This is a genomic window from Rhizobium sp. TH2 (assembly GCF_024707525.1).
In the GTDB taxonomy this organism is placed as follows: domain Bacteria; phylum Pseudomonadota; class Alphaproteobacteria; order Rhizobiales; family Rhizobiaceae; genus Rhizobium_E.
Window position 1 is genome coordinate 1,530,192 of sequence record NZ_CP062231.1, and the last position, 22,944, is coordinate 1,553,135.

Sequence of the window (22,944 nt, forward strand, 5' to 3'; positions counted from 1 at the left end):
GTTCAACCGCCGCTGCAGTTGAACCGTAGCTCCTTTTGAAAGGATTCTTATGCGCGATTGCATCATTGTAGGCGGCGGCCCCGCAGGGCTGACCGCGGCGCTCTATCTTGCGCGCTACCATCTTTCCGTAACCTTGATTGACGGGGGCAAGAGCCGCGCGGGCCTCATTCCGATGTCGCACAATCATGCGGGATTCCCCGATGGGGTGACCGGAGAGGAGCTCCTAGGGCGGATACGCCGTCAGCTCTCATCATATCCCGTCACATTCTGGGACGCCACGGTAGAAAGCATAGTCGTTCGGGACGAGATGTTCCACGTCAAAGCCGGTGACCACACCGTCCAGGCCAGAACAGTCGTTATCGCGACCGGGGTCATCAACCACCGCCCGAACATGTCTGACGAACTTCATGACAAAGCTCTTGCCCGCGGTTCATTGCGATATTGCCCAGTGTGTGATGGCTATGAGGTCACCGACAAGGAAATCGCTGTTACGGGGTCCGGTTCCCATGCCCTCGCCGAGGCCAAATTTCTTCGAAGCTACACCGCATCAGTCACTGTTTATCCGAATGAAGGGACGCTTGATTTGGATGAAGGTCAGCGACGGGAATTATTGGATCTCGGCGTGACACTGTTGGAAGCGCCACCGCTGGCCTACTCGCTGGCCGAGGAGGGATTGGAGGTCAAATTTGCGGATAGATCCCGAAGGTTCACCTCTCTTTATCCAGCTCTGGGTTCCGACATCCAGTCAGCGTTGGCGCTGTCGATCGGCGCTGACCGGACTGAAGGCGGTTGCCTATGGGTCGATGCCCATCAGCGGACAACGATCCCTGGCCTCTATGCAGCGGGGGACGTGGTGCTCGGCCTCGATCAGATTTCCCATGCCATGGGGCAAGCTGCTGTTGCTGCTACCACTATCAGAAATGATCTCTCTGCGGTGCGGGTCTTGGTTCGCTAGTTTTTCGTGAGACCTGACGGCGACGAATGCTCCCGCCCATTTCTCTGCTCGTCAGAATCGCGTCTCACCGCGCACCTTCGGAACATCGATGAAATCCGCGGGTTGTCGCCTCGTGAACATGAAAGATATCAAGTATGACCGACGACAACCGACCCATGCCACCCCAGCCGGAACAGCAGCAGTCCCCGCCTGGCGTGACCAGGCTGATGAAGCCAATCCCTGATCATGGCGAGAAGAGCTACAAAGGCAGTGGCAAGCTTGATGGAAAGGTCGCTCTGATCACGGGCGCTGATTCAGGAATCGGAAGAGCGGTCGCGATCGCGTATGCCCGAGAGGGTGCAGACATTGTCATCTCCTATCTGAACGAAGATGAGGATGCCGCAGAGACCGCTCGATGGGTGGAGGATACCGGCCGCCGTGCACCCATTATCGCAGGCGATATCACGTCTGAGGAGCACTGTATCTCATTGGTGAACCGGGCCGTGTCAGAACTCGGCGGGATCGACATTCTCGTCAACAATGCTGCTTTCCAACGGACCTATTCTTCGATCACGGATATCACTGCGCAGGCGTGGGACGAGACGTTCCGAACCAACATCTACGCGCCGTTCTACCTATCCAAGGCCGCGGTTCCTCACATGAAACCTGGTGCAACAATCATCAACACGACCTCGATCCAGTCGCGCCAGCCGTCATCCAGTCTTCTTGCCTATGCCTCGACCAAGGGAGCCGTATCCAATTTCACGGCAGGCCTTGCGGAAATGCTCGCCCCCAAAGGCATTCGGGTCAACGCTGTGGCGCCTGGGCCGATTTGGACGCCGTTGATCCCCTCGACCATGCCGCCAGAGAAGTCAGCGTCCTTCGGCAAGCAAACGCTGATCGGCCGTGCGGGACAACCTGCGGAGTTGTCAGGAGCCTATGTGCTGCTGGCTTCAGAGGATGGCAGCTACATCACCGGCGCGGTGATCCCCGTCACTGGTGGCGAGATCATGATCTGAAACACTGTGACTTGGGTCAACGATCTGACAGTCGAGAGAGAAGTCACGATGCCAGCCCGCTCTCCGGAGGAGATTGAACGACGACGCGTCCGGCGTGCGGAGCGTCGGGAGGTTCAGAGACGTACAAATCTCGAACGCGCCGCCAAGATGCATGCTGCCAGAATGAAAGTCGAGGCGGACGTTGACGTTGATGCACCCAGGCAGTGGCAGCCGGTTGGCCCCTCTGGAACGATAAATATTGGTTGCTCTGGATGGTACTATTGGCATTGGAAGGGTCATTTCTATCCAGATGACGTTCCCCGGGCCCAGTGGTTCTCGATCTATCAGGATCAGTTCAGCACTGTTGAGCTCAACGCTCCGTTTTATGGTTGGCCCACGGTTGCCACCATAAAGACCTGGCTGAGACAGGCGCACGGTGATTTTATATATACGGTCAAGGTCTGTGAGCTGATCACTCATATCAAACGGTTCGAAGAGACCGAGACACTTGTGAAGGACTTTAGCTACATCGCAGATTTACTCGGACCACGGATGGGTTGTTTTCTCTTCCAGCTTCCGCCCAGTGTCCGCTATGACGCGGGCACACTCGAGATGATCCTGGCGCAGCTCGACCCTCGCCATCGCAATGTCGTGGAGTTTCGCCACAAGAGTTGGTGGAACGACGATGTCTTCAACGCTTTCGAGGCGGCTGGAGCGATCTTCTGCTCGACAAGCGGGCCGCGTTTGCCGGATCAGCTCGTCAGAACAGCTGACGATATCTACGTCCGTTTCCATGGAATCAATCAATGGTATCGCCACGACTACACCGAGGGAGAACTTCAAGTTTGGGCCGATCGTATAAGGGAAAGCGGTGCTAAAACTGTTTGGGTCTACTTCAACAATGATCGCGACGGGTTCGCGATTAGGAATGCAAAGATGCTGACTGCATTGTTGTCCAAAAAATAGCGGAACGCACAGGTATTTGCACTTCGCGTCCAGCATTCGAGCATAGTGCGTTTGACATCGTTATGGCTCGATTTGCTCGAACTTGCACTGATCGGGCCGCTTGTCGGGCCGCCATCGCATCAACTTTGTCCCATGGCGAAATCGCTGCGCTGTCACATGATCGAATCGAACTTCGACAACCAACTCCGGCTTCAACGGTTGCCATTCGCCGCTGCGCGCCGTGCTCCAACGGCTCGGACCTCCCGGTGCCTTCCCCGTAAAGCCAGGTGGTGCGCGCAGTCGCTCCAGTTTCTTCGTGAGTTCGGCGCGCTCTTGGTCCGTGATCGTCGATGTAAAGCCCACGTGGTCGAGCTTGCCCGCATCATTGAACAGTCCGAGCAGCAGGGATCCAACCTTGTCACTGTCGCTCTCATAGCGAAACCCACCCACAACGCAGTCGGCGGTGCGAAGCCGCTTGACCTTTCTCATTGCCCGCTCACCGGAAAGATAGGGTTCAGCGAGTGGCTTAGCAATTACCCCATCCGTGCCATTCGGACCGGAAACCGCCAGCCATGTTTTCGCCAGGTAAAGGTCGCGCGTCATTGGGGAAAGCTGGGCCTGCTTGGGAGCTTTGAGCGCGCCGGCGAACCGCTCCAACAGCGTTCTTCGCTCAGAAAGAGATTGCCCGGTCACAACGTATCCACCCGGCGAAGCCAGGATATCGAACATCACGAAGCGAGCCGGTGTCTCGGTGGAAAGTTTGCGGATGCGGCTCTCGGCAGGATGAAGACGCATCTGCAGCGCATCGAACGCGAGATGACCGCCAATTTCGATGACGAGTTCGCCGTCAATGACGAACCGGTCGGCCCTCACACTTTGGAAAAATGTTACGACCTCGGGGAAATACCTGCCGAGTGGCTTACCCGATTTCGCGCGGAGATCCACATCCGGACCCTCCCTGAATACCAGACACCGAAAACCATCCCATTTTGGCTCGAACTGCCATTCGCCTTCTGCTGGAAGGTCGGTGGCCGATTTCGATTCCATCGGTTCCGTTGCGAGCGGCAGCGCATATCCATCAAAAGGGGCATCCAGGTTCACTTCACGCGCTTTCGGCATCGGCTACCCTAACGGCTTTGAACGCGGCCCAGCCGCTTGATTGCCTGTTCCAGCGGGCGCTGTCCGTCGCAATAATCCTTCCAGGCAGTGCTCTTCTGGATGAGGGCAGGGACCGTGCGGATCGTATATTTCTTCGGATCGAGATCGGCCTTTACCTGCGTCCAATTCAGAGGCATCGAGACCGTTGCTCCGGGACGGGCACGAGGCGATAGTAGTGCCACCGCGGTGGCCATCCGATCGTTGCGAAGGTAATCCAGGAAGATGCGGTTAGTCCGCTGGTTCTTCGCCATCTTGGTAAGATACCGTTCCGGATTATCGCTCGCCATCGCCCGGCATACATTGTGTGCGAATGCCTTTGCCTGATCCCAGTCGAGCTTCTTGCCCTTTGCAACAGCTAGAGGCGTGACCACATGCAGCCCCTTGCCGCCTGTTGTCTTGCAAAAACCCACGAGTCCAAGCGCGTCCAACCGATCCCGGATTTCTTTTGCGGCCTCGACGACCGCCCCAAACGCAACCTCGGGGCCGGGATCGAGATCGAAGACCAACCGACCGGGGACTTCCGGCAGACCGGGTTCGCAATTCCATGGATGGAGCTCAACTGCACCGATCTGTGCCGCAGCGATGAGCCCCTCGACACGATCGATTTGAAGATAGGGCTTGCGGTCGCCAAAGACCGTCACCAGTTCAATTAGGTTTGACGTGCCCGGCATGGCATGGCGCTGGAAGAATTGCTCACCACTTAACCCGTCGGGCGTACGGATAATCGAGCAGGGGCGTCCTTTGAGGTGACCGATCAGCCAGTCGCCTACGGTCTCGAAATATCTTGCTAGATCTTCTTTCGTGACAGGCTTGTTGTCGCCGGCGTCTGGCCAGAGCGCCTTGTCCGGGCTCGATATCAACACGCCCATCACATCGGCTTTCGCGCCTTTTCGACGACGGTTGCTCTTGGCTTGAGCCTCTGGATCAGGCACCTCGACTTTTGAGGGTTCGGCTGGCTTTTCGGCCTCGACTTCTGCGGCAGGCTTGTCTTCCCGCAGTCCTTTGAACGCTGCCTGACGGACCAATCCGTCCGCCGTCCAGCCAGCAAACTCGATCTCGGCTACGAGTTCCGGCTCTAGCCATACAACACTGGATTTCTTTTTAGGCGCGCCAATGCCTGTAAACGGCGACTTCCTGGCCTCGAATTGCTTCAGCTTCGGCAGCAGTTTTGCCAGCTTGCCCACTCCATACCCCGTGCCCACGCGACCGACATAAACAAAGTGATCACCGCGATTGACGCCGACAAGCAGCGAACGAAACTTGCCGTTGGTCGTGGCATAGGCGCCGATGACCACTTCGTGCCCGGCACGGCATTTGGATTTAGCCCAGGTGTCGCTGCGACCGGAAACATAGGGGGCGTTTGCTTGTTTCGAAACGATGCCTTCCAGTGAAAGCTTGCAGGCTGATTTGAGAACGGCGTCGCCACCTGTTTCAAAATGCTCAACGTAGCGCAGCCGAGGGTCATCGCCGGCATCGGAGAGAAGCTTGGCGAGATGCTCCTTTCGCTCGGCGAGCGGCAGGTTCCGAAGATCTTCGCCACCTTCGAAGAGCAGGTCGAACCCGAAGTAAACAAGTTCGTCCGTCTTACCTTCGGATAGAGCTGCCTGAAGTGCGGCAAAGTCTGGCGCGCCGTGTTCATCAAGCGCGCAGATTTCTCCATCGATAATGCCATCAGGCAATGCCGAGCCTGCGTCCGCAATTCCAGGATAGCGCTTGGTCCAATCCAGGCCCTTCCGGGTCAGGAGCTCGACCTCGCCGTTCTCGACCCGCATCTGGATACGGTACCCATCGAACTTGATTTCATGAAGCCAACCATCTGCGGATGGCGGACGAGCGAGCGTCTCACAGAGCTGAGGGGGAATGAAATCGGGCAGCGGAGTGCTCTGGTTCTTATTGGGGGCCTTCTTCGATGCTCTTGCATCTGCCGCCCGTTCGTCCGCGGCCAGTCCCTTGTTGCTATCCCAGACAGCGTCGGCGGTGACGTTGCCGTTCTGAATCATAAATGGCTTGGGCTTTCGTCCTTGGCCGGATGCGATCGCATCCAGACTGCGTCCAGAGGCCACCGAAGTGTCATTTTCCTCGAGGATTTGCTCGCCGTTTTCATCGACAGCAAATTCATCCCGATGCTTGATCAAGAGCCAGTTCGTCCGCTTGCCGCCATCGCGGTCGTGACGCATGCGCACGAGCACGAAGCTCCCATGCAGCCGCTTTCCCTCTAGCGTGAACTTGAAGTCGCCTTTCGCCAAAGCCTCTTCCGGCGATCTGGTGCCCTCTGGCTCCCAGTAGCCTCGGTCCCACAGCATGACCGTGCCACCGCCATATTGGCCTTTAGGGATCGTCCCTTCGAAGTCGCCGTAGTCGAGGGGGTGATCCTCAACCTCCACAGCAAGGCGCTTGTCATGAGGATCGAGCGAAGGACCTTTGGTGACCGCCCATGATTTGAACACGCCGTCCAGTTCCAGGCGCAGATCGTAATGGAGCCGGGTGGCGTCATGTTTCTGAATAATGAACCTGCGGCGATTGCTAGGCTTTATCTCCGCTTCGCCACTCGGCTCCGCCGTAAGCTTGAAATCGCGCTTCTGTTTATATTTGGAAAGTTTGTCGGCTGCCATGATCGCCTCGGAACGCAACGCGGAAAGAGATAAAGTGCGAACCGGACAGGTTGGGCGCTCGACTGCCATTTCGTTGGCCACAGTGGGAAACGGGAAAAACCGCTGTGTTCACCATCCCTGCCACGTCCGATTGACGCGGCTCGCAATACGAGATCAGAAAGCGGACCTCACCCTTTGGTTCCAACCGACCGGAACAGCTTCGCTGCCAAGGCTGACGACCAACGGCTGGCATGGTGTGTCAGCCTACGATCAAGCCCCCAATTTCCAGCAGACGACATTAGGGGCCCGCGTGGGAACATTGCACACTTTCTGCCGTTTCACCGTCAACGATACGGCTCACTCCATCCGTGTCGGATTACCTCACCAAGTAAATCTCAGGAGGAGATCACCATGGACCCCGTCAGCCAGCACACCCTCACTACTTTTTTCCGTGACCGTAGCGATGCGGAGGAGGCCACTCGCGAATTGATGTCGGCCGGAATCGCCGAAGCCAATGTTCGTCTCGTTCCGGGCAAGGAGCCCGAAAGCATCGCGGCGACGGACGTGGACGACGACGGCAAAGGATTCTGGGAATCGCTCGGAGATTTCTTTTTTCCGGAGGGCGACCGCGAGGTGTATGCCGAAGGTCTGCGCCGAGGAGGCTATCTTGTTACTGTGACTAACCTGACCGAAACGCAACATCAGACAGCGCTCGACATTCTAGACGACGAAGGAACAATCGACGTCGACGAATGGTCGGACAGCTGGCGCGCGGATGGCTGGGTGCCGACAAACCCAGGCTTCGACAGCACTCGTTCAGCTTCGAACACGCAGGCAAGCCAGGCCGCCAGCTCAACAGAAGACGCCTTCGCCGAGGATCGGCGAATCCGTGACGAGCAACCCATTGGCAAGCGCGACGCCGACGTTGGCGGTTCGCGAGTACGGTCCTACTCCTATGACAGATCAGAAGACAATTTGGGTGCGCCCCCGCGTGTGATGTGAATCTGAACGTCAATCCGCTCGGCGAGATGGCGGACTATGAGTTGCCGGAGCGAATTCGGGTGCTAGACGGGAGCTTTAACCCATGCTCATGACTCGCTCAAGCCGGACTGCTCTCCGAGCCCTGCAGGGCGTCACTGGCTCTGACGAAAATTCGGCACGTCGTGGAGCCCTGCCGTGCAAATGGAGATGTTGAAGTCTTTGCCAGTGTGATGCTCATCAACCTCGAAGGTTCGGCTATTTCCGTATATTGCCCCTCGGGCGTAGCGAACGGGCCTTGGGTGGCGGAACTTGGCAGTCTGCTTTGGATCTCGGTGCGCTACTCGCAAAGCAGATCAATCAGCCGCTTCTCCTTGTCCCGTCAGATACAAGCAGTTGGTGGCTCGTCGGCCTGACATTGGTCGGCAACGCTGACGATGTTCGCCGCGAAGGGGGAGGCGACGATTAGCAGCCGACCGTAGATTGGAAGCAAACCAGTCGGCCTTATAACGAAGCAGCGCGCCTCGCACCGCAGCACAGCTTTAGGAAATGAGCGACTTCAGTGCCTGTGCTTACCGAGTGGCGTCATAGAATGCGTGGCCAAAGGCTGTTATGAGATAGTCCCTCTGCGGCTTCGCCATGACGTGCCCGCCTTATGTGTTCCGATGCCAATGAAAACCGGCAGTGCCACAACCTCGTCCTCATTGTCGCGCTATTTTTTGGCCCTGTTGCGTGGGTGGGCCTTGATCTTCATCGCGTCCCAACAATCTACACGGCTCGCGCGGCGAGAGCAGCGGTGAGGCAATATCCTGCATTCGGCATGATCGGCGTACCGCGAAAACTCGGTGGATGGTGTCCAGACCAGAGCCACTCGCCGTTTTTCAGACTTTCGCGATCCAACCTAATTCTTCCGGCATACATATCGCGATCGAAAACAGTGTAGTCCTCCAAAGGCTTGCCGTCGATGTCCAACTCGTCCGGCCAAGTCCGGCCATCGGTATTTCTTGTTAGACTCCGTCATTCTTGGCTATCGCGCCGCTCCCGGCGTCACCCGTTCGCGCTCCTTCATGAGTGTCTTAACCGTGCGCTTGATCGACCTTGCCGCCTCGGTCCGGGCTCGCATCTGCGCTCTGCTGCTATTCCTCGGCTGCCAAAGCGACGTGCCAGGCATGTGGCATCACGCGCCAGGGACCGTTCGGATATGATCTGCCTTTCAGGCATCGCAACTCTCCATCACGCAACTAAAGCGAGTCAATCGCCGGCCGCTCGACTCGTTCCGCAGGTGAGAAAAGAATCTTCGCAACCGAGTTGTAAGGGAACTGTGCGGCTCAATTGTTGACGTTGAGCAAGGCGTGGACTGATCTCAGGTGAACACCACACGCTGCAAGGATATCGTGCCAGACGGCGGCTTTGTTCGAGGCAAGGCCGCGAAGCCGATGAGGCGGCGGAGTTGGTTCCCGGCCTAGACGTCGGGTGTAGCCGACGATATCGCGTACCGTTGTGCAGCCACGCCGTCGATTATCGAAAGGTTGCGCCGCCGATCTCTGTTGCCGGCGGCGCGTCGGAAATCAGACCAGCGGATATCGATTCCGTTCCGCCGCGATCTGGTCGCGGGAATAGGGATCGAGGCTCGAGTCGAAACCCTTCCAGCCCTGCTGCTCATAGGCGCTTCGACGCAAGGCGGGATCGACGGGCTGGTTGCCCCTCAGGATGCCCTCCGCTTCCGCGACACGGCTCTCGTCAACCCGGGCGGTCACCAACGAACCACCGCGACGGACGCCCTCGGCATAGACATGCGCGTCATTTTCCGGCACGCCTGACTCTGTCAGTGCGCCGATGATGCCGCCGGCCGCGCCGCCTACTGCTGCACCAGCGACCGCGCCGACGGCCGTGGCTGCGAGCCAGCCGGCAGCCACAACGGGGCCTACGCCTGGGATGGCAAGCATGCCGAGCCCGGCCAACAGGCCACCTGCTCCGCCCGCCACAGCGCCGAGACCAGCACCGGTGCCCGCGCCTTCGGCGGCATCGGTGTCGCCGTCATAGCGGCCGTCGCCATTGTTGGAGACGATGCTGATGTCATCATGCGAAATGCCAGCGCTTTCGAGCTGGGATATAGCAGAGCGGGCATTGTCGTAATTGTCGAATAGTCCTGTAACTGTTCTCATGGGTCATTCCTTCCCTAAAATTCTTATTGAGAGACGATGTTGCCTTGATAATCGAGGCCGACCGGCATCGACTTGCCGCCCTTCATGGCGGTGCCGCGCCATACGCCCTTGTCGTCCAGCTTGAGCGCCGAAACTTCCGTGTATCCGGCCTCGACGATCCGCTCCTGCGCCTGTGCTTCCGTGAAGCTGTTGGCGCCTTCAACCGGTGCCGTAGCGTTCTTCGAGTCAGGCGTTGCGACGGCTGGCGTGTCGCCGTCTGTTGCGGCCGTCTGGGCAAAGGCCTGCATTGAGACGGCGCTGAGCAGCGCCGCTGCGATAAGTGTCATTTTCATGATTTTTCCTTATTGTGGAACGAGTTAGCCTCGTGTCTTGGAAACTCGCACTGGCGATGGAGGTTCCTTGCCCGCGAAGATTTAAAATGCTCGTTCACTTCGGTTTCGGGAGCTGCGCTTTTTTCCGTACCGGCTCGGTAGTGCTATTCAGCGTTCTGATTGACGACAGAAGTCGCAATCGATGTCAGAGCCAAATCGGTCGCCTGTTCCTCGTCAAGTGTCGTCTGCAACAGGCCGGCGGCATCGGTCAGACCCAATTCCAGCACCCATGTCCTCAGCGTGCCGTAGCGCGACATTTCGTACGTCCCACGGCACGTGCTGCTGAAAGGAAACTCGCGACGGGGCGCGCCCTCAAAGACATTTTATTGCTTTCGAGACCGCCTCAGCCAATTGTTGCTCGGTGAAGGGCTTTGGTAGTCGGGGAAGCTGAGCGTCAGCACCTGGCGGCAGATCGGCGTAGCCTGTTGCCAGTATCATCTGTGTTGTCGGCCATTTCATCCGAATCTGTGTCGCCAATTCCGCCCCCGTCATTCTCGGCATCGCGTGATCGGTAATGACCAATTGAACTTCCGATTCTGACAAGATGCGTATCGCTTCGCTTCCGGAATTTGCTTCAAACACATGGTGGCCGAGGTCTTGGAGCATCAAGACGGTATTCATCAGCACCAGCGGATCGTCGTCTACGGCAAGAATGACGATGCGGTCATCTGTTAAGGGTACAGTCTCTGGCTGCCCAGTTTCCAGGCCCCTTATTGCCTCGTCAGCGATGGGGAGCCAGAGTTCGGCTGTTGTTCCAACATTTTTTTGGGACTGTAGAACGAGTTTGCCCCCTGATTGGGCCATTAAGCCGTGGACCATAGGCAATCCAAGCCCTGTGCCTTTGCCAACGCCCTTGGTCGTGAAAAACGGTGTAGTCGCCTTTGCAAGCGTCTCCTCGTCCATGCCTTCGCCTTCGTCTCTGACCCAGAGACAGACGTATTGGCCGCTTTCTAGATCCGCGTCGTTCTTTCGACCTTCGAAATGGACTTTGGCGCCGATCGTCAGAAAACCGCCTTTAGGCATTGCATCCTTGGCGTTCAGAGCAAGATTGAGGAGCGCGCTTTCAAGCTGGTTAGAGTCAGTACGGACTAACGGAAGCTGCGACGCTAGCTTATTCTCAAGTAATACCGAGGGTCCAAGCGTCCGCTGAAGGAGGTCGGTCATATTTGCTACGATGCTCGGTATATCGACTGCTTGCAGCGTCAGTTCCTGCTTGCGCGAAAACGCCAGCATTCGTTGCGTCAAGGAAGTGCCTCGCTGTGTGGCCTGAAGAGCATTTGCGAGGAGAGGCGCCGTGTGGGGATTGTAAGGAAGTCTCTTCCTAAGCAGTTCAAGGCTTCCTTGAACTGCCATCAACAGATTGTTGAAGTCGTGAGCCACCCCACCGGTCAGTTGACCGACCGCCTCCATCTTCTGGGCTTGAAACAGCTCTTCCCGGGCGACCGCCAACTGCCGCTCAGTTTCACGCTTTTGCGATATGTCTCGTGTAATTTTTGCGAAGCCAATGAGAGCACCGCGTTCATCACGGATGGCGTCGATGATCGCGTTCGCCCAGAATCTAGATCCGTCCTTTCGGATGCGCCATCCTTCGGACTCGAACCTCCCATCTTTTGCTGCCGTTTCCAGCGCCCTTTGTGGGAAGCCAGACTCTCGATCCTCGGACTGGAAAAAGCGGGAAAAATGTTCGCCGATAATCTCTTCAGCCGAATACATCTTGATCCGCTCGGCACCCGCATTCCAACTTGAGACGTGGCCCTCGACATCCATCATGTAGATGGCGTAGTCGGTAACCCCTTGAACCAGCAAACGGAACTGTTGCTCGCTCTTTCTAAGAAGTTCCTGAGTGGCCTTCCGTTCCGACAGATCGCGCGTGATTTTCGCAAACCCATAGTGTCCTGTTTTTGTCACGGATCGGATCGATGATGACATGCGCCCAGAATCGGGTGCCATCTTTCCTCACACGCCATCCTTCGCCTTCAAATCGGCCTTCTTCCGTTGCGGTGCGCAACGCTAGTTCGGGTCGATTGTTGTCCCGGTCATCAGGAAGATAAAAGGTCGAGAAGTGCTTCCCAATAATCTCGCTCTCGGTATAGAGCTTGAACCTCTCGGCGCCAGGATTCCAACTCGACACGATACCATCCACGTCGAGCATGTAGATGGCGTAATCAGTTATAGAGTCAATCAGTAGGCGATAACGCTCTTCCGCGCTCCGCATTGAGCCGGTGTCTTCGATCATGCTATTTATCCTTGCGCCCATCAGGCACGTAAACGTCCTTGCAGCCGGTATGTTCCACCTTCACGGCAGTGGACTGTCGGCAATGTCGGCTCCGTTGGTCGCTCAACTGAGGCACGTTAATGGACGATGCTTGCGAGATGTTCCGAGATCAGAAAAGAATCTTCGCAACTGAATTTAAGTTAAGTAGCGCGGCTTACTGGCGCTGAACTCAATCCCAACTAGTCCGGACGCATTAGGTTCCCGAAGTTAGCCGATCTGAGACGTCTTGCAATTTCCATAACCTTGGGCTCGGGTGTTTAGCCCAGCGATGCGACAATTTGGTCCGTCGCCTAATACGTTTCCCACGGAACGGACCGACGCTGCATGTGTTCGGGGCCGGTAAGGTCGTCTCTTTGAAGCCTTGCTAACTATGCCGTTCTCTGACGTTCACCAATTTCGTCTCTCCGGGAACCAAGCGGAGGACGGCATCTTTTTAGAACAATAGACTGCCGACGTTGCGTCCGCATCCTCTGCCGAGTCAGGGTTTTTGCCTCCTATGTCGCTTTGGTTTTTCGCCGCGCTCATCATCGCCGCGACCGCTTCCTCAAGACCGTACCCTGGCTTCGGCCACCATCGCGCCGATCTGAACGTCGAATACTGCTTCAAGTTCAATGCGCCGTACTGATCGTTAAGGGCGCGATGGGCGAGTTTGATCGGTGCTGAACACGCGAACGTATCGCGCTGGAGAACGGCACAGTTGGCAGCACCCAAGAAGCCTGGTTCTGCGAGCATCAAACAGGCAGAACGCTTTCCGTTCCACAATCATTTATGCCGCAGTGTAACCGATGGTCCGATGTCCTCATTCCTTCGGCGGTGCGCCTTTGTCCCATGTGGTCTTAAAGCCATCCGAGAGATCTCGCTTGCGCGGATCCTGCAAGGTCTCGCCATTGGCGTCCCGATCGACGTCCGGATCGTCGGCAGGCAGGTAACCCCGCTGCCGGGTCTCTTCCGGACCTTTCCACCGCGGGAATTGACCGGTGGTGCCAGGGGCAACGTCTTGGGGTGATTTGATGGACATCGGGAGTCCTTTCTCAGTCTCGTTTGTTGGTTTGCGTGCGGATGCCGAAACCTGGGTTCGGGGAAGGTTTCTTGTCGGCATTTTCTAGAGTGGCGTCGTCCTTCCCCGTCACCGCGCGCGGGGTAGCACTGGCGAGACCATTGTTCTTTCGGTCACCCTGTGACTTGGCGAACTGACCCTTGGCGTCCTGCTGAATTTCAGTTTTGGCCATTTAATTTTCCCTCGGTGGCATTTCGTTGCGGACGTCGTTCGGATCGATCCCGATTTCCGGATTGCCCTCGAACTGTGGACCGTCCAATTCCGTCGGGCCGAATCCAGGTTGAGCGCGCGGGTCAAGCGTGCCGGTGCCATCGACAGCCGCCATTTCGTCAAGCAGGTTCGGCTTCTGCGTTTCCGTAAAGGCGAGCGTTTCGGTCTCTTCGGAGACGGACAGCTTCGTTGCGGGGAGGCTGCCGTCGCCAGCCGGCACTAGCTCGTCGATCGGATCAGGATCGGGACCGCGCCTCTCACTCGTATGCTCATGCCCACCGTGTGGGTCGTTCGCGCTGCCTCCGGTCCTGCGATGGTCGCTGTTGGGGTTGGAGCCGGGATTGTTGATTGCTTCGCCTGGCATTGCCGCTTCTCCTTTGTTCCCCTGTAGAACTCTGTCTAGACGGCACAGTTCCATGGCGGTTGGATGGAGGACATACCGCCAGACGGTCAGTGGTGGTCGGATCCTCGACGGATAGGATACCGCCAAGCTCACATGCATAAGTCCAATCAGACTTTGAACGTCCCGCTCAAACGGCTGGCGTCTGCTATCGAAGGGATCGGGACGATGCAGGACGCCAAGAAATTCGCTGGACGATATCTGGTCTTCGCTGTCACCGACGGACCGAGGGGTGAAGGGGTGATTGCATTGGCGCCTACGCCCGCCTTCCTAGTGTCGAGCGATCCATGAGCCGGCTACAACCCTATCCAGCGTTTGCGCATTTTTTTGACACCGAGCATCATACGCTTCTCAATTTCATTACATCGGCTATTTCGGGTGAGGCGGCCGGGTGGTTCTAGTTGTCACAAGCTGGAAGCACCGGGTTTGCTGGTTGGGTTATCGCTTATTTAGCCGGTCACAGAATGAGGTCAGACCCTCAAGCTTTGGCCTGCGCAATTCATAGATGGCGTTGCGGACTCCTCCCATCGAGACGATGCTTTCGTAAACCGCAGGGTTCACAAGGCCGGATCCATGTTGAGCGTGTCTTCTCGCATACGTTACGCGATCTGTTTTCTTCTATCATATGGCGTGGAGAGAACGTTGGCGATGGCGGCGCTGAGTTGTGCCTCATCGAAAGGCTTCGTCAGTCGCGGTAGCACACCGAACCTCTTTTCGTTCGGCAAATCGACATAACCCGACGCCAAAATGATGGGGAGATCGGGGAAGTTGGTACCGATGTGCTCCGCAAGCTCCATGCCGGTCATTCCAGGCATGGCGTGGTCGGTAATAACCAAATCCGGGACCTCGACTGTTTTCAGGAGTTCCAGCGCGTGGACGCCAGAATGCGCTTCCAAGGTTTTGTGGCCCATGTCCTCCAACATCGCGACAGTGCCGAGGCTGACGAGCGCGTCGTCGTCCACCACCAGTATTCGGAGGCCCCGCGCCTCGGGCTCCGCACCAGCCGGCTCGGTGCTGGCTAGCTCGGCGACGGTCAGGCGGCCACTCTCGCTCGCGACCGGAAGCCAGACGGAGACCTTCGTGCCCACTCCAACGGTGCTCGAAATTCTGAGCGACCCTCCGGACTGCGCCGCAAGGCCATGCACCATCGAGAGTCCCAGGCCGGTGCCTTTGCCGACGCCTTTGGTGGTAAAGAAGGGTTCGGCAGCTTTTTCAGCGGTCTCGCTGTCCATCCCGTGACCGGTATCGGCCACAACTATTTCTATGTATTCGCCCGGAGCCAATTCCGCTGACGCATGGCTGGAATGGATGCGAGTGGCGCTTATCGAGAGGGTTCCCCCTCCACTCATGGCGTCCCGGGCGTTGACGCACAGATTGAGAAGGGCAAGCTCCAGTTGGTTGGCATCAACGAGGATCGGGGGCAGGGCGGGTGGAAGGTTGTTGCTAATTACAATTGATGAGCCAACCGCCCTTCCAAGAAGATCCTCCATGCTGTCAACGAGCTCAATGAGATCAACTGCCTCTGGCTTTAGTTCCTGGCGGCGCGCGAACGCCAATAAACGCTGGGTCAGAGCTGTACCGCGTTCGGCCGCGTGAATTGCATTATTAAGAAGCCGGTCGTTGGTCTCGTCCGGTGTGAGGCGCTTTTTCAGAATGTTCAAGCTGCTCAGCGCGGCCATAAGCAGATTGTTGAAATCGTGTGCGACCCCGCCAGTCAGTTGTCCGATCGTGTCGAGTTTCTGCGCTTCAAATAGCTGAGCCAATGCCTCCTCTCGCTCGCGTGTGCGTTCGTCCACGCGTCGTTCCAACTCCCCGTTCAAGGCCACGAGCTGGGCCGAAGACGCTTCCAGCTGGGCGGTGCGCTCCAGAACACGCTGCTCGAGTTTGAGATTCAGCGTCTCAAGGTCTCTTGTTTTTCGGTAGAGTTCAGCAAAGACCCTGACCTTCGCCCGCAGGAGTTCGGGAACAATCGGGACGGATACGTAGTCGACTGCACCCGCTTCGTAACCCCTCAAGCGGTCTGGCTCGGCCATCATAATGGCCGAAACAAAGATGATGGCGGTCTTCTGGAAACGGGGATGTTCCCGGATCATTGCGACCAGTTCAAAGCCATCCTGTTCGGGCATACAGACGTCCACGAGGATGACGGCGACGTCTTTTTTCAGAAGATGTTCAAGGGCCTCACGGCCAGACGTTGCCTTGATCAAGGTTTCCCCGAGTTCCTGAAGGATGACTTCATAACTCAGAAGCTTGGCAGGCTGATCATCAACGAGCAGAATGTTAACCGGGTCCATAGGCATTCCTTAGCGGTGAAGCCACATGCGCAAAGCGTTCAGCAACTGCTCGGTGTTCACGGGCTTGGCGAGATAGTCGGACGCGCCGGCCTCGAGACACTTTTCCCGATCGCCCTTCATAGCCTTCGCCGTAAGTGCCACAATTGGAAGACGCCTAAACTCTGGATTTGTACGTATTGCCTGGATCGTTTCATATCCATCCATTCCCGGCATCATGATATCCATCAGCACAATCGCCACGTCTGGTTCGGTGTTGATGATGGCGATGGCATCAAGGCCGGTGGTAGCGGTGAGGACCTTCATGCCACGTCGCTCGAGCACACTGCTAAGCGCGAAGATATTGCGGGCATCGTCGTCGACGAGCAGAACTGTGCATCCTTGAAGATCTTCGTCCGAACCGTGCAAGAGCTCCAGCATAAGCTGCTTTTGAGGCGGCATGTCCGCTACGACACGGTGGAGGAATAACGCAGTCTCATCAAGCAGCCTCTCGGGGGACTCGACACCCTTGACGACGACACTCCGAGCCATGGTGTGCAATTGCGCGTCTTCCTCGGGAGAGAGTTCCCGCCCTGTGAAAACGACAACCGGCAGCTCAGCGATGGAGGCGTCATCTCTGATCCGTTCGAGCACCTCGAATCCGGACATGTCGGGCAACTTCAGGTCAAGAACCATGCAGTCCGCAGAGTCTGTTCTCAGGATTTCGAGCGCCCGCTCACCAGTTCCAACGCTGGTTATGTCGATGTCGTCATGTCCCAGCAGTTCACTCACGCTGACGCGCTCGCGCTCGTCATCCTCGACAACAAGCAGCCGTTTACGGCGCGGCTTCGCGAATTCCTTTAGCTTGGCGAGAGCGGCTTGCAAACTGTCGGTACTCGTCGGCTTGACCATAAAGTCGTATGCGCCGCGCGCGAGGCCATGCTGCCGGTCTTCGTCGAGAGTCAGCATTTGCACGGGAATATGGCGCGTCGCGGGATCTTGCTTGAGTTGGCTGAGCACGGTCCAGCCAAGCATGTCGGGAAGGAAAACATCCAGCGATATTGCGGTGGGCGTGTATTCGCGTGCCAGTGCCAGGGCATCGGCGCCTCTTGCCGCAATCAGAATCTTGAATCCGCGGTCGCGGGCCAGGTCTGCGACAATCGCAGCATAGTGAAGATCATCCTCAACGATAAGCAGGACTGGCTCGCCGGCGGTGATGGAATGGCGATCGTCACTGAGGGTCTCCGCGGCAGGCTCGCTCAACAACAGATGACTGCGCGCGACGGAAATCTTTTCAGACTGATCGGAAAGTGTCAGGCGTGATGCTGACAAGCCAGCTCCGAAATGTGTGAGCGGGAGATAGAGCGTAAACGTGCTTCCTACGCCGGGCGTGCTTCGCAACTGGATTTCCCCGCCAAGGAGATTGGCCAGCTCTCGGCTGATAGCCAGCCCAAGTCCGGTGCCGCCATACTTACGGCTCGTCGACGCATCCGCCTGCTGGAAAGCCTCAAAGATAAGTCGCTGTTTTTCCGGTGGAATGCCAATGCCAGTGTCCGTCACTTCGAACGAAACGACCGACGAGGCAAGCCTTAGCGAAGTGTTGTCTGCGCTCCAGCCACTCGTTACCGGAGCAACCTTCAGTGTCACCCCACCATCCGCCGTGAACTTGAAGGCATTGGACAGCAAGTTCTTGAGTACCTGCTGTAGGCGTTTGGAATCCGTGAAAATGCTTCGTTCGAGGTCTTCGGCAAGCTCGACATCGAACGCAAGACGCCGGTTCTCAGCCTCATGCCGGAACGGCCGTGTTAGGCCATCGATCAGGCTACTGAAGAAGATTTCCTCGGCCTCTACCGAAACCGTGCCGGATTCGATTTTCGAAAGGTCCAGGATGTCGCTGATCAGATTCAGAAGGTCCGTACCTGCGCCGTGGATCGTGCGTGCGAACTCCACTTGCTTGCCCGACAAGTTCCCTTCGGGATTTTCGCCGAGCTGCTGCCCCAGAATAAGGATCGAATTCAGAGGCGTGCGCAACTCATGGGACATATTGGCTAGGAACTCGGACTTGTATTTCGACGTGAGCGCGAGCTCAGTCGCCTTTTCCTCCAATGCACGTCGAGCTTGTTCAATCTCCTGGTTCTTGGCTTCCACCTCGACATTGCGTTCCGCGAGCTGTTGAGCTTTCTGACCAAGCTGCTCGTTTGTCTGCTGGAGTTCGCCCTGCTGAGACTGCAACTCGGTCGCGAGCTTCTGGGACTGCTTGAGCAAGCCTTCCGTCTGCATGGTCGCCTCGATCGAATTCAACACGATGCCGATAGAGGTGGTCAGCTGATCAAGGAAAGAAAGCTGGAGTTCTGTAAAGCTTCCGACGGATGCGAGTTCGATGACAGCCTTGACCTGGCCTTCAAAAAGCACCGGCAGAACGATTGCGCTACGCGGCTTCGCTTTGAATATCCCCGATCCGACCGGAACCACTTGCTTCGGCATTTCCGTGATCAGAATAGGACGCCCATCCTGTGCGCATTGTCCTATGAGCCCCTGGCCAAGTCGAATTCTATCTGGATGGCCGTCGACCGCGTCACCTGCATAGGTCGAAAGCAGCCTCAGGCTCTTTCCGTCTCCGTCACTTTCGATCTGATAAATGACGCCATTCTGGGCGCCAACGAGAGGCGCCAACTCCGACAGCAGCATTCGGCCGACGGTTGATAGCTCGCGCTGACCCTGCAGCATGTTCGTGAAACGCGCCAGATTCGTCTTGAGCCAATCCTGCTCCTTGTTCTGATCGGTCGTCAGACGAAGATTCCCGATCATGGTGTTGATATTGTCTTTGAGCTCTGCCACCTCACCGCGCGCTTCGACCTGGATCGATCGGGTAAGGTCGCCCTTGGTCACTGCGGTGGCGACTTCGGCGATGGCGCGCACCTGGGTCGTCAGGTTGGCGGCAAGAAGATTGACATTGCCGGTCAAGTCCTTCCAGGTCCCGGCAGTTCCGGGCACATTGGCCTGCCCACCGAGGCGTCCCTCGACGCCGACTTCACGGGCAACCGTCGTCACCTGATCCGCAAACGTGGCCAGCGTGTTCGTCATATTGTTGATCGTTTCGGCGAGCGCCGCCACTTCGCCTTTGGATGCCACGGTCAGATTCTGCTCAAGATCGCCATTTGCAACCGCGGTCACCACCTTGACGATGCCTCGGACCTGTTCTGTCAGATTGGCCGCCATGACATTGACAGTGTCTGTCAGGTCCTTCCATGTGCCCGCGACGCCAGGCACCTGCGCTTGGCCACCGAGCTTTCCTTCCGTGCCCACTTCGCGCGCCACGCGCGTTACTTCGCCAGCAAAGGCGTTGAGCTGGTCCACCATCGTGTTGATGGTGTTCTTGAGCTCGAGGATTTCACCCTTCACATCGACGGTAATCTTGCGCGACAGGTCGCCTCGCGCGACGGCCGTCGTGACTTCGGCAATGTTGCGAACCTGCGTTGTCAGATTTGCTGCAAGCAGGTTGACGTTGTCCGTGAGATCCTTCCATGTACCTGCCACGCCCGGCACGACTGCCTGACCACCGAGCCGACCATCGGTACCGACTTCACGGGCAACGCGCGTTACCTCACCAGCAAACGAGCGAAGCTGGTCCACCATGGTGTTCAAAGTGTCCTTCAGAAGAAGAATTTCGCCGCGAACGTCCACCGTAATCTTGCGCGAGAGGTCACCGTTGGCGATGGCCGTGGCGACCTCCGCGATGTTGCGCACCTGGGCCGTCAAGTTGCCGGCCATAGAGTTCACGGAATCCGTGAGGTCCTTCCACGTTCCGGCGACACCCGAGACTTGGGCTTGTCCGCCGAGCTTGCCTTCCGTACCCACCTCACGCGCCACGCGTGTAACCTCGCCGGCGAAGGCATTAAGCTGATCAACCATCGTGTTGATCGTGTTCTTGAGCTCAAGAATTTCACCTTTCACGTCCACGGTGATCTTGCGCGAAAGGTCGCCGCGCGCCACAGCGGTGGTCACTTCGGCGATGTTACGGACTTGGCCGGTGAGGTTCGATGCCATGGAATTCACGTTCTCGGTCAGATCCTTCCAGGTACCCGCGACACCCGGAACCTGCGCCTGACCACCAAGCTTCCCTTCTGTGCCGACTTCGCGGGCCACGCGGGTGACCTCGGACGCAAATCGGTTGAGCTGGTCAACCATCGTGTTAAGCGTTTCTTTAAGCTGAAGAATTTCGCCCTTAACGTCGACGGTGATTTTGCGTGAGAGGTCGCCGTTGGCGATCGCGGTGGAGACTTCCGCAATGTTTCGGACCTGCGCGGTTAGGTTCCCGGCCATCGAATTCACGGAATCCGTCAAGTCCTTCCAAGTGCCAGCGACGCCCAACACATTGGCCTGCCCGCCAAGTCGGCCCTCTGTGCCGACTTCGCGTGCAACACGGGTAACTTCACCGGCAAAACCGTTAAGCTGATCGACCATCGTATTGATGGTCTCCTTGAGTTCGAGAATCTCGCCCGAAACCGCAACTGTGATCTTTTTGGATAGGTCACCCTGCGCCACGGCCGTCGCGACTTCGGCGATGTTTCGGACCTGAGCAGTCAGGTTGGACGCCATGGAATTCACGGAATCCGTCAAGTCCTTCCACGTACCAGCAACGCCCTTGAGCTGCGCCTGACCGCCAAGCTTACCTTCGGTGCCGACCTCGCGGGCCACGCGAGTCACTTCCGACGCGAAAGCGTTCAACTGATCGACGGTCGTGTTGATTGTTTCCTTCAATTGAAGAATTTCACCCTTCACATCGACGGTGATCTTCTTTGAAAGGTCGCCGTTTGCGATAGCCGTTGAAACCTCAGCGATGTTACGCACCTGCGCCGTCAAGTTGGACGCCATCGAATTGACGTTGTCGGTCAGGTCCTTCCATGTGCCGGCGACGCCTGGGACCTGCGCTTGCCCGCCCAGCCTGCCTTCAGTACCCACTTCGCGCGCCACGCGCGTCACTTCGCCGGCAAAACCATTCAACTGATCGACCATCGTGTTGATCGTTTCCTTGAGTTCAAGGATTTCGCCGGACACCGACACGGTGATCTTCTTGGATAAGTCGCCATTGGCAATGGCTGTCGAGACGTCCGCGATATTCCGCACCTGGGCCGTGAGATTAGACGCCATGGAATTGACGTTGTCGGTCAGGTCTTTCCACGTGCCGGCAACGCCCGGGACCTGCGCTTGCCCACCCAACCGACCTTCGGTACCGACTTCGCGCGCCACACGCGTGACTTCGCCCGCAAACCCGTTGAGCTGATCCACCATCGTGTTGATGGTTTCCTTGAGTTCCAGGATTTCGCCCGACACGTCCACCGTGATCTTGCGCGACAGGTCGCCTCGGGCAACGGCGGTGGTCACCTGGGCGATGTTGCGGACCTGTGCGGTAAGATTGCCGCACATGGCGTTGACCGAGTCGGTCAAGTCCTTCCAGGTTCCTGCTACACCGGGCACGAGAGCCTGGCCGCCGAGTTTGCCCTCGGTTCCGACCTCGCGCGCGACGCGCGTGACCTCCGAGGCAAACGATCGAAGCTGATCGACCATCGTATTGATGGCTTCCTTGAGTTGCAGAATTTCGCCTCGGACGTCGACCGTGATCTTCTTGGACAAGTCACCATTGGCGACAGCAATCGTCACATCCGCAATGTTGCGCACCTGTGCCGTCAGGTTGGAAGCCATGGAATTGACGCTCTCGGTGAGGTCCTTCCAAACGCCGGTTACTTCGCTGACCTGAGCCTGTCCGCCGAGCTTGCCGTCTGTGCCGACTTCACGCGCGACGCGGGTGACTTCCGATGTGAAGATGCTGAGCTGCTTGATCATGGTGTTGACGATTGTCGCTGACCGCAGGAATTCGCCTTGCAGAGCGCGCCCATCAACATCGAGCGGAACCGTCTGGAGAAGGTCACCTTTGGAGACCGCGGTGATAGTGCGGGTGACCATGGTGGTGGGCCAAAGAAGATCATCGATCAGAGTGTTGACCGAGTTCTCCATGTCGAACCATGCACCATTTGTGAGTCCGAATCGCACTCTCGTGCTGGTCTTGCCTTCCTGACCAACGACTTGGCCCACAAATTTCAGTTGGTCCGCCATGCGTTCGTTCGCCGCGACAATATCGTTGAACGTATCGGCAATCTTTCCAGCCAAGCCGGTTTGATTTCCGGACAGCCTGGCAGAAAACTTTCCGTCGCGGACTGCCTGCAACGCTTCCAGCAGGGCACCGACATCTATCGAAGACCCGTCATTGACCTCCACGACCTCGGCTTTTGACTTAGAGCTATTTGAGGGCTTGGAGACAATTCGTCGCCCGGACTTTGGTGTCGTGGCATCCATAGTCAACTCCTCCATGAGCATCGGTAAAGGCGAATTTACCGAACGCAAATCAATACTTACACCAAACTTGGGAAATGTCATTATTTCGATGGGTTGAACGCTTATTGCATTCGACGTCGCGTTGACCGTTTCGTGATCAGTCAAATCGTTCTGAATAAGGTCCACTCAATCTGCCGCACAACAGGACAAGGGACAAATCACAGCCGATATCTTGGACCCAGCCATGCGCGCGAGCTGC

13 protein-coding genes and 2 pseudogenes are annotated in these 22,944 nt (G+C 57.3%); 4 read left to right on the forward strand and 11 right to left on the reverse strand.

Going from position 1 to position 22,944, the window contains the following annotated elements; translation table 11 throughout:
• Positions 1-49 precede the first annotated feature (49 nt).
• The 3 genes from IHQ71_RS07740 to IHQ71_RS07750 all read left to right on the forward strand — a co-directional run bounded on the left by IHQ71_RS07740 (position 50) and on the right by IHQ71_RS07750 (position 2,898).
• Complete coding sequence (locus IHQ71_RS07740) at positions 50-955, forward strand: NAD(P)/FAD-dependent oxidoreductase (RefSeq protein ID WP_258161362.1); 906 nt, start codon at positions 50-52, stop codon at positions 953-955.
• A gap of 134 nt (positions 956-1,089) precedes the next feature.
• Entirely contained in the window at positions 1,090-1,953 is an 864-nt protein-coding gene (locus IHQ71_RS07745) for an SDR family oxidoreductase (protein WP_258161363.1), read from the forward strand.
• A gap of 48 nt (positions 1,954-2,001) precedes the next feature.
• Positions 2,002-2,898: a DUF72 domain-containing protein gene (locus tag IHQ71_RS07750; protein ID WP_258161364.1), complete on the forward strand. Its 897-nt coding sequence runs from the start codon at positions 2,002-2,004 to the stop codon at positions 2,896-2,898.
• 60 nt (positions 2,899-2,958) lie between these two features.
• On the opposite strand, the gene IHQ71_RS07755 is transcribed toward IHQ71_RS07750, so the two are convergent.
• Together IHQ71_RS07755 and ligD are read right to left on the reverse strand one after the other, a co-directional pair.
• A complete protein-coding gene (locus tag IHQ71_RS07755) occupies positions 2,959-3,996 on the reverse strand; it encodes an ATP-dependent DNA ligase (protein ID WP_258161365.1) in 1,038 nt (345 codons plus the stop codon).
• A gap of 8 nt (positions 3,997-4,004) precedes the next feature.
• The gene (gene ligD / locus IHQ71_RS07760; RefSeq protein ID WP_258161366.1) at positions 4,005-6,647 is read right to left on the reverse strand and encodes a DNA ligase D; all 2,643 of its coding nucleotides are present in this window, start codon (positions 6,645-6,647) and stop codon (positions 4,005-4,007) included.
• Between the two features lie 390 nt (positions 6,648-7,037).
• On the opposite strand from ligD, the gene IHQ71_RS07765 reads away from it, so the two are divergent.
• The gene (locus tag IHQ71_RS07765) at positions 7,038-7,628 is read left to right on the forward strand and encodes a hypothetical protein (protein WP_258161368.1); all 591 of its coding nucleotides are present in this window, start codon (positions 7,038-7,040) and stop codon (positions 7,626-7,628) included.
• A 1,544-nt stretch (positions 7,629-9,172) separates the two neighbouring features.
• Here IHQ71_RS07765 and IHQ71_RS07770 read toward each other — a convergent pair.
• The 9 genes and pseudogenes from IHQ71_RS07770 to IHQ71_RS07810 form a co-directional block, all read right to left on the reverse strand.
• Positions 9,173-9,769, reverse strand: a complete 597-nt coding sequence (locus IHQ71_RS07770; RefSeq protein WP_258161369.1) for a general stress protein — start codon at positions 9,767-9,769, stop codon at positions 9,173-9,175.
• 23 nt (positions 9,770-9,792) lie between these two features.
• The gene (locus IHQ71_RS07775; protein WP_258161370.1) at positions 9,793-10,101 is read right to left on the reverse strand and encodes a PepSY domain-containing protein; all 309 of its coding nucleotides are present in this window, start codon (positions 10,099-10,101) and stop codon (positions 9,793-9,795) included.
• A 143-nt stretch (positions 10,102-10,244) separates the two neighbouring features.
• Positions 10,245-10,438: pseudogene (locus IHQ71_RS07780) on the reverse strand (ferritin-like domain-containing protein); the annotation flags it as partial.
• A 14-nt stretch (positions 10,439-10,452) separates the two neighbouring features.
• Positions 10,453-12,376 (reverse strand): annotated as a pseudogene (locus IHQ71_RS07785) (PAS domain S-box protein).
• Between the two features lie 838 nt (positions 12,377-13,214).
• Positions 13,215-13,433, reverse strand: coding sequence for a hypothetical protein (locus IHQ71_RS07790; RefSeq protein WP_258161371.1), 219 nt, complete (start codon positions 13,431-13,433; stop codon positions 13,215-13,217).
• A gap of 13 nt (positions 13,434-13,446) precedes the next feature.
• Positions 13,447-13,644 carry a hypothetical protein gene (locus tag IHQ71_RS07795; RefSeq protein WP_258161372.1) on the reverse strand — a complete coding sequence of 66 codons (198 nt, stop codon included), beginning with the start codon at positions 13,642-13,644 and terminating at the stop codon, positions 13,447-13,449.
• Positions 13,645-14,046 carry a hypothetical protein gene (locus tag IHQ71_RS07800; RefSeq protein ID WP_258161373.1) on the reverse strand — a complete coding sequence of 134 codons (402 nt, stop codon included), beginning with the start codon at positions 14,044-14,046 and terminating at the stop codon, positions 13,645-13,647. It abuts the gene before it with no gap.
• A 635-nt stretch (positions 14,047-14,681) separates the two neighbouring features.
• Positions 14,682-16,376: a response regulator gene (locus tag IHQ71_RS07805; protein WP_258161374.1), complete on the reverse strand. Its 1,695-nt coding sequence runs from the start codon at positions 16,374-16,376 to the stop codon at positions 14,682-14,684.
• A 9-nt stretch (positions 16,377-16,385) separates the two neighbouring features.
• Complete coding sequence (locus IHQ71_RS07810; protein ID WP_258161375.1) at positions 16,386-22,706, reverse strand: HAMP domain-containing protein; 6,321 nt, start codon at positions 22,704-22,706, stop codon at positions 16,386-16,388.
• Positions 22,707-22,944: the final 238 nt, after the last annotated feature.

What these genes read in the sequence shown, in the direction of transcription:
- IHQ71_RS07740 (WP_258161362.1), top strand. Translation starts at nt 50, where the DNA reads ATGCGCGATTGCATCATTGTAGGCGGCGGCCCCGCAGGGCTGACCGCG.
- IHQ71_RS07745 (WP_258161363.1), top strand. Translation starts at nt 1,090, where the DNA reads ATGACCGACGACAACCGACCCATGCCACCCCAGCCGGAACAGCAGCAG.
- IHQ71_RS07750 (WP_258161364.1), top strand. Translation starts at nt 2,002, where the DNA reads ATGCCAGCCCGCTCTCCGGAGGAGATTGAACGACGACGCGTCCGGCGT.
- IHQ71_RS07755 (WP_258161365.1), bottom strand. Translation starts at nt 3,996, where the DNA reads ATGCCGAAAGCGCGTGAAGTGAACCTGGATGCCCCTTTTGATGGATAT.
- ligD (WP_258161366.1), bottom strand. Translation starts at nt 6,647, where the DNA reads ATGGCAGCCGACAAACTTTCCAAATATAAACAGAAGCGCGATTTCAAG.
- IHQ71_RS07765 (WP_258161368.1), top strand. Translation starts at nt 7,038, where the DNA reads ATGGACCCCGTCAGCCAGCACACCCTCACTACTTTTTTCCGTGACCGT.
- IHQ71_RS07770 (WP_258161369.1), bottom strand. Translation starts at nt 9,769, where the DNA reads ATGAGAACAGTTACAGGACTATTCGACAATTACGACAATGCCCGCTCT.
- IHQ71_RS07775 (WP_258161370.1), bottom strand. Translation starts at nt 10,101, where the DNA reads ATGAAAATGACACTTATCGCAGCGGCGCTGCTCAGCGCCGTCTCAATG.
- IHQ71_RS07790 (WP_258161371.1), bottom strand. Translation starts at nt 13,433, where the DNA reads ATGTCCATCAAATCACCCCAAGACGTTGCCCCTGGCACCACCGGTCAA.
- IHQ71_RS07795 (WP_258161372.1), bottom strand. Translation starts at nt 13,644, where the DNA reads ATGGCCAAAACTGAAATTCAGCAGGACGCCAAGGGTCAGTTCGCCAAG.
- IHQ71_RS07800 (WP_258161373.1), bottom strand. Translation starts at nt 14,046, where the DNA reads ATGCCAGGCGAAGCAATCAACAATCCCGGCTCCAACCCCAACAGCGAC.
- IHQ71_RS07805 (WP_258161374.1), bottom strand. Translation starts at nt 16,376, where the DNA reads ATGGACCCGGTTAACATTCTGCTCGTTGATGATCAGCCTGCCAAGCTT.
- IHQ71_RS07810 (WP_258161375.1), bottom strand. Translation starts at nt 22,706, where the DNA reads ATGGATGCCACGACACCAAAGTCCGGGCGACGAATTGTCTCCAAGCCC.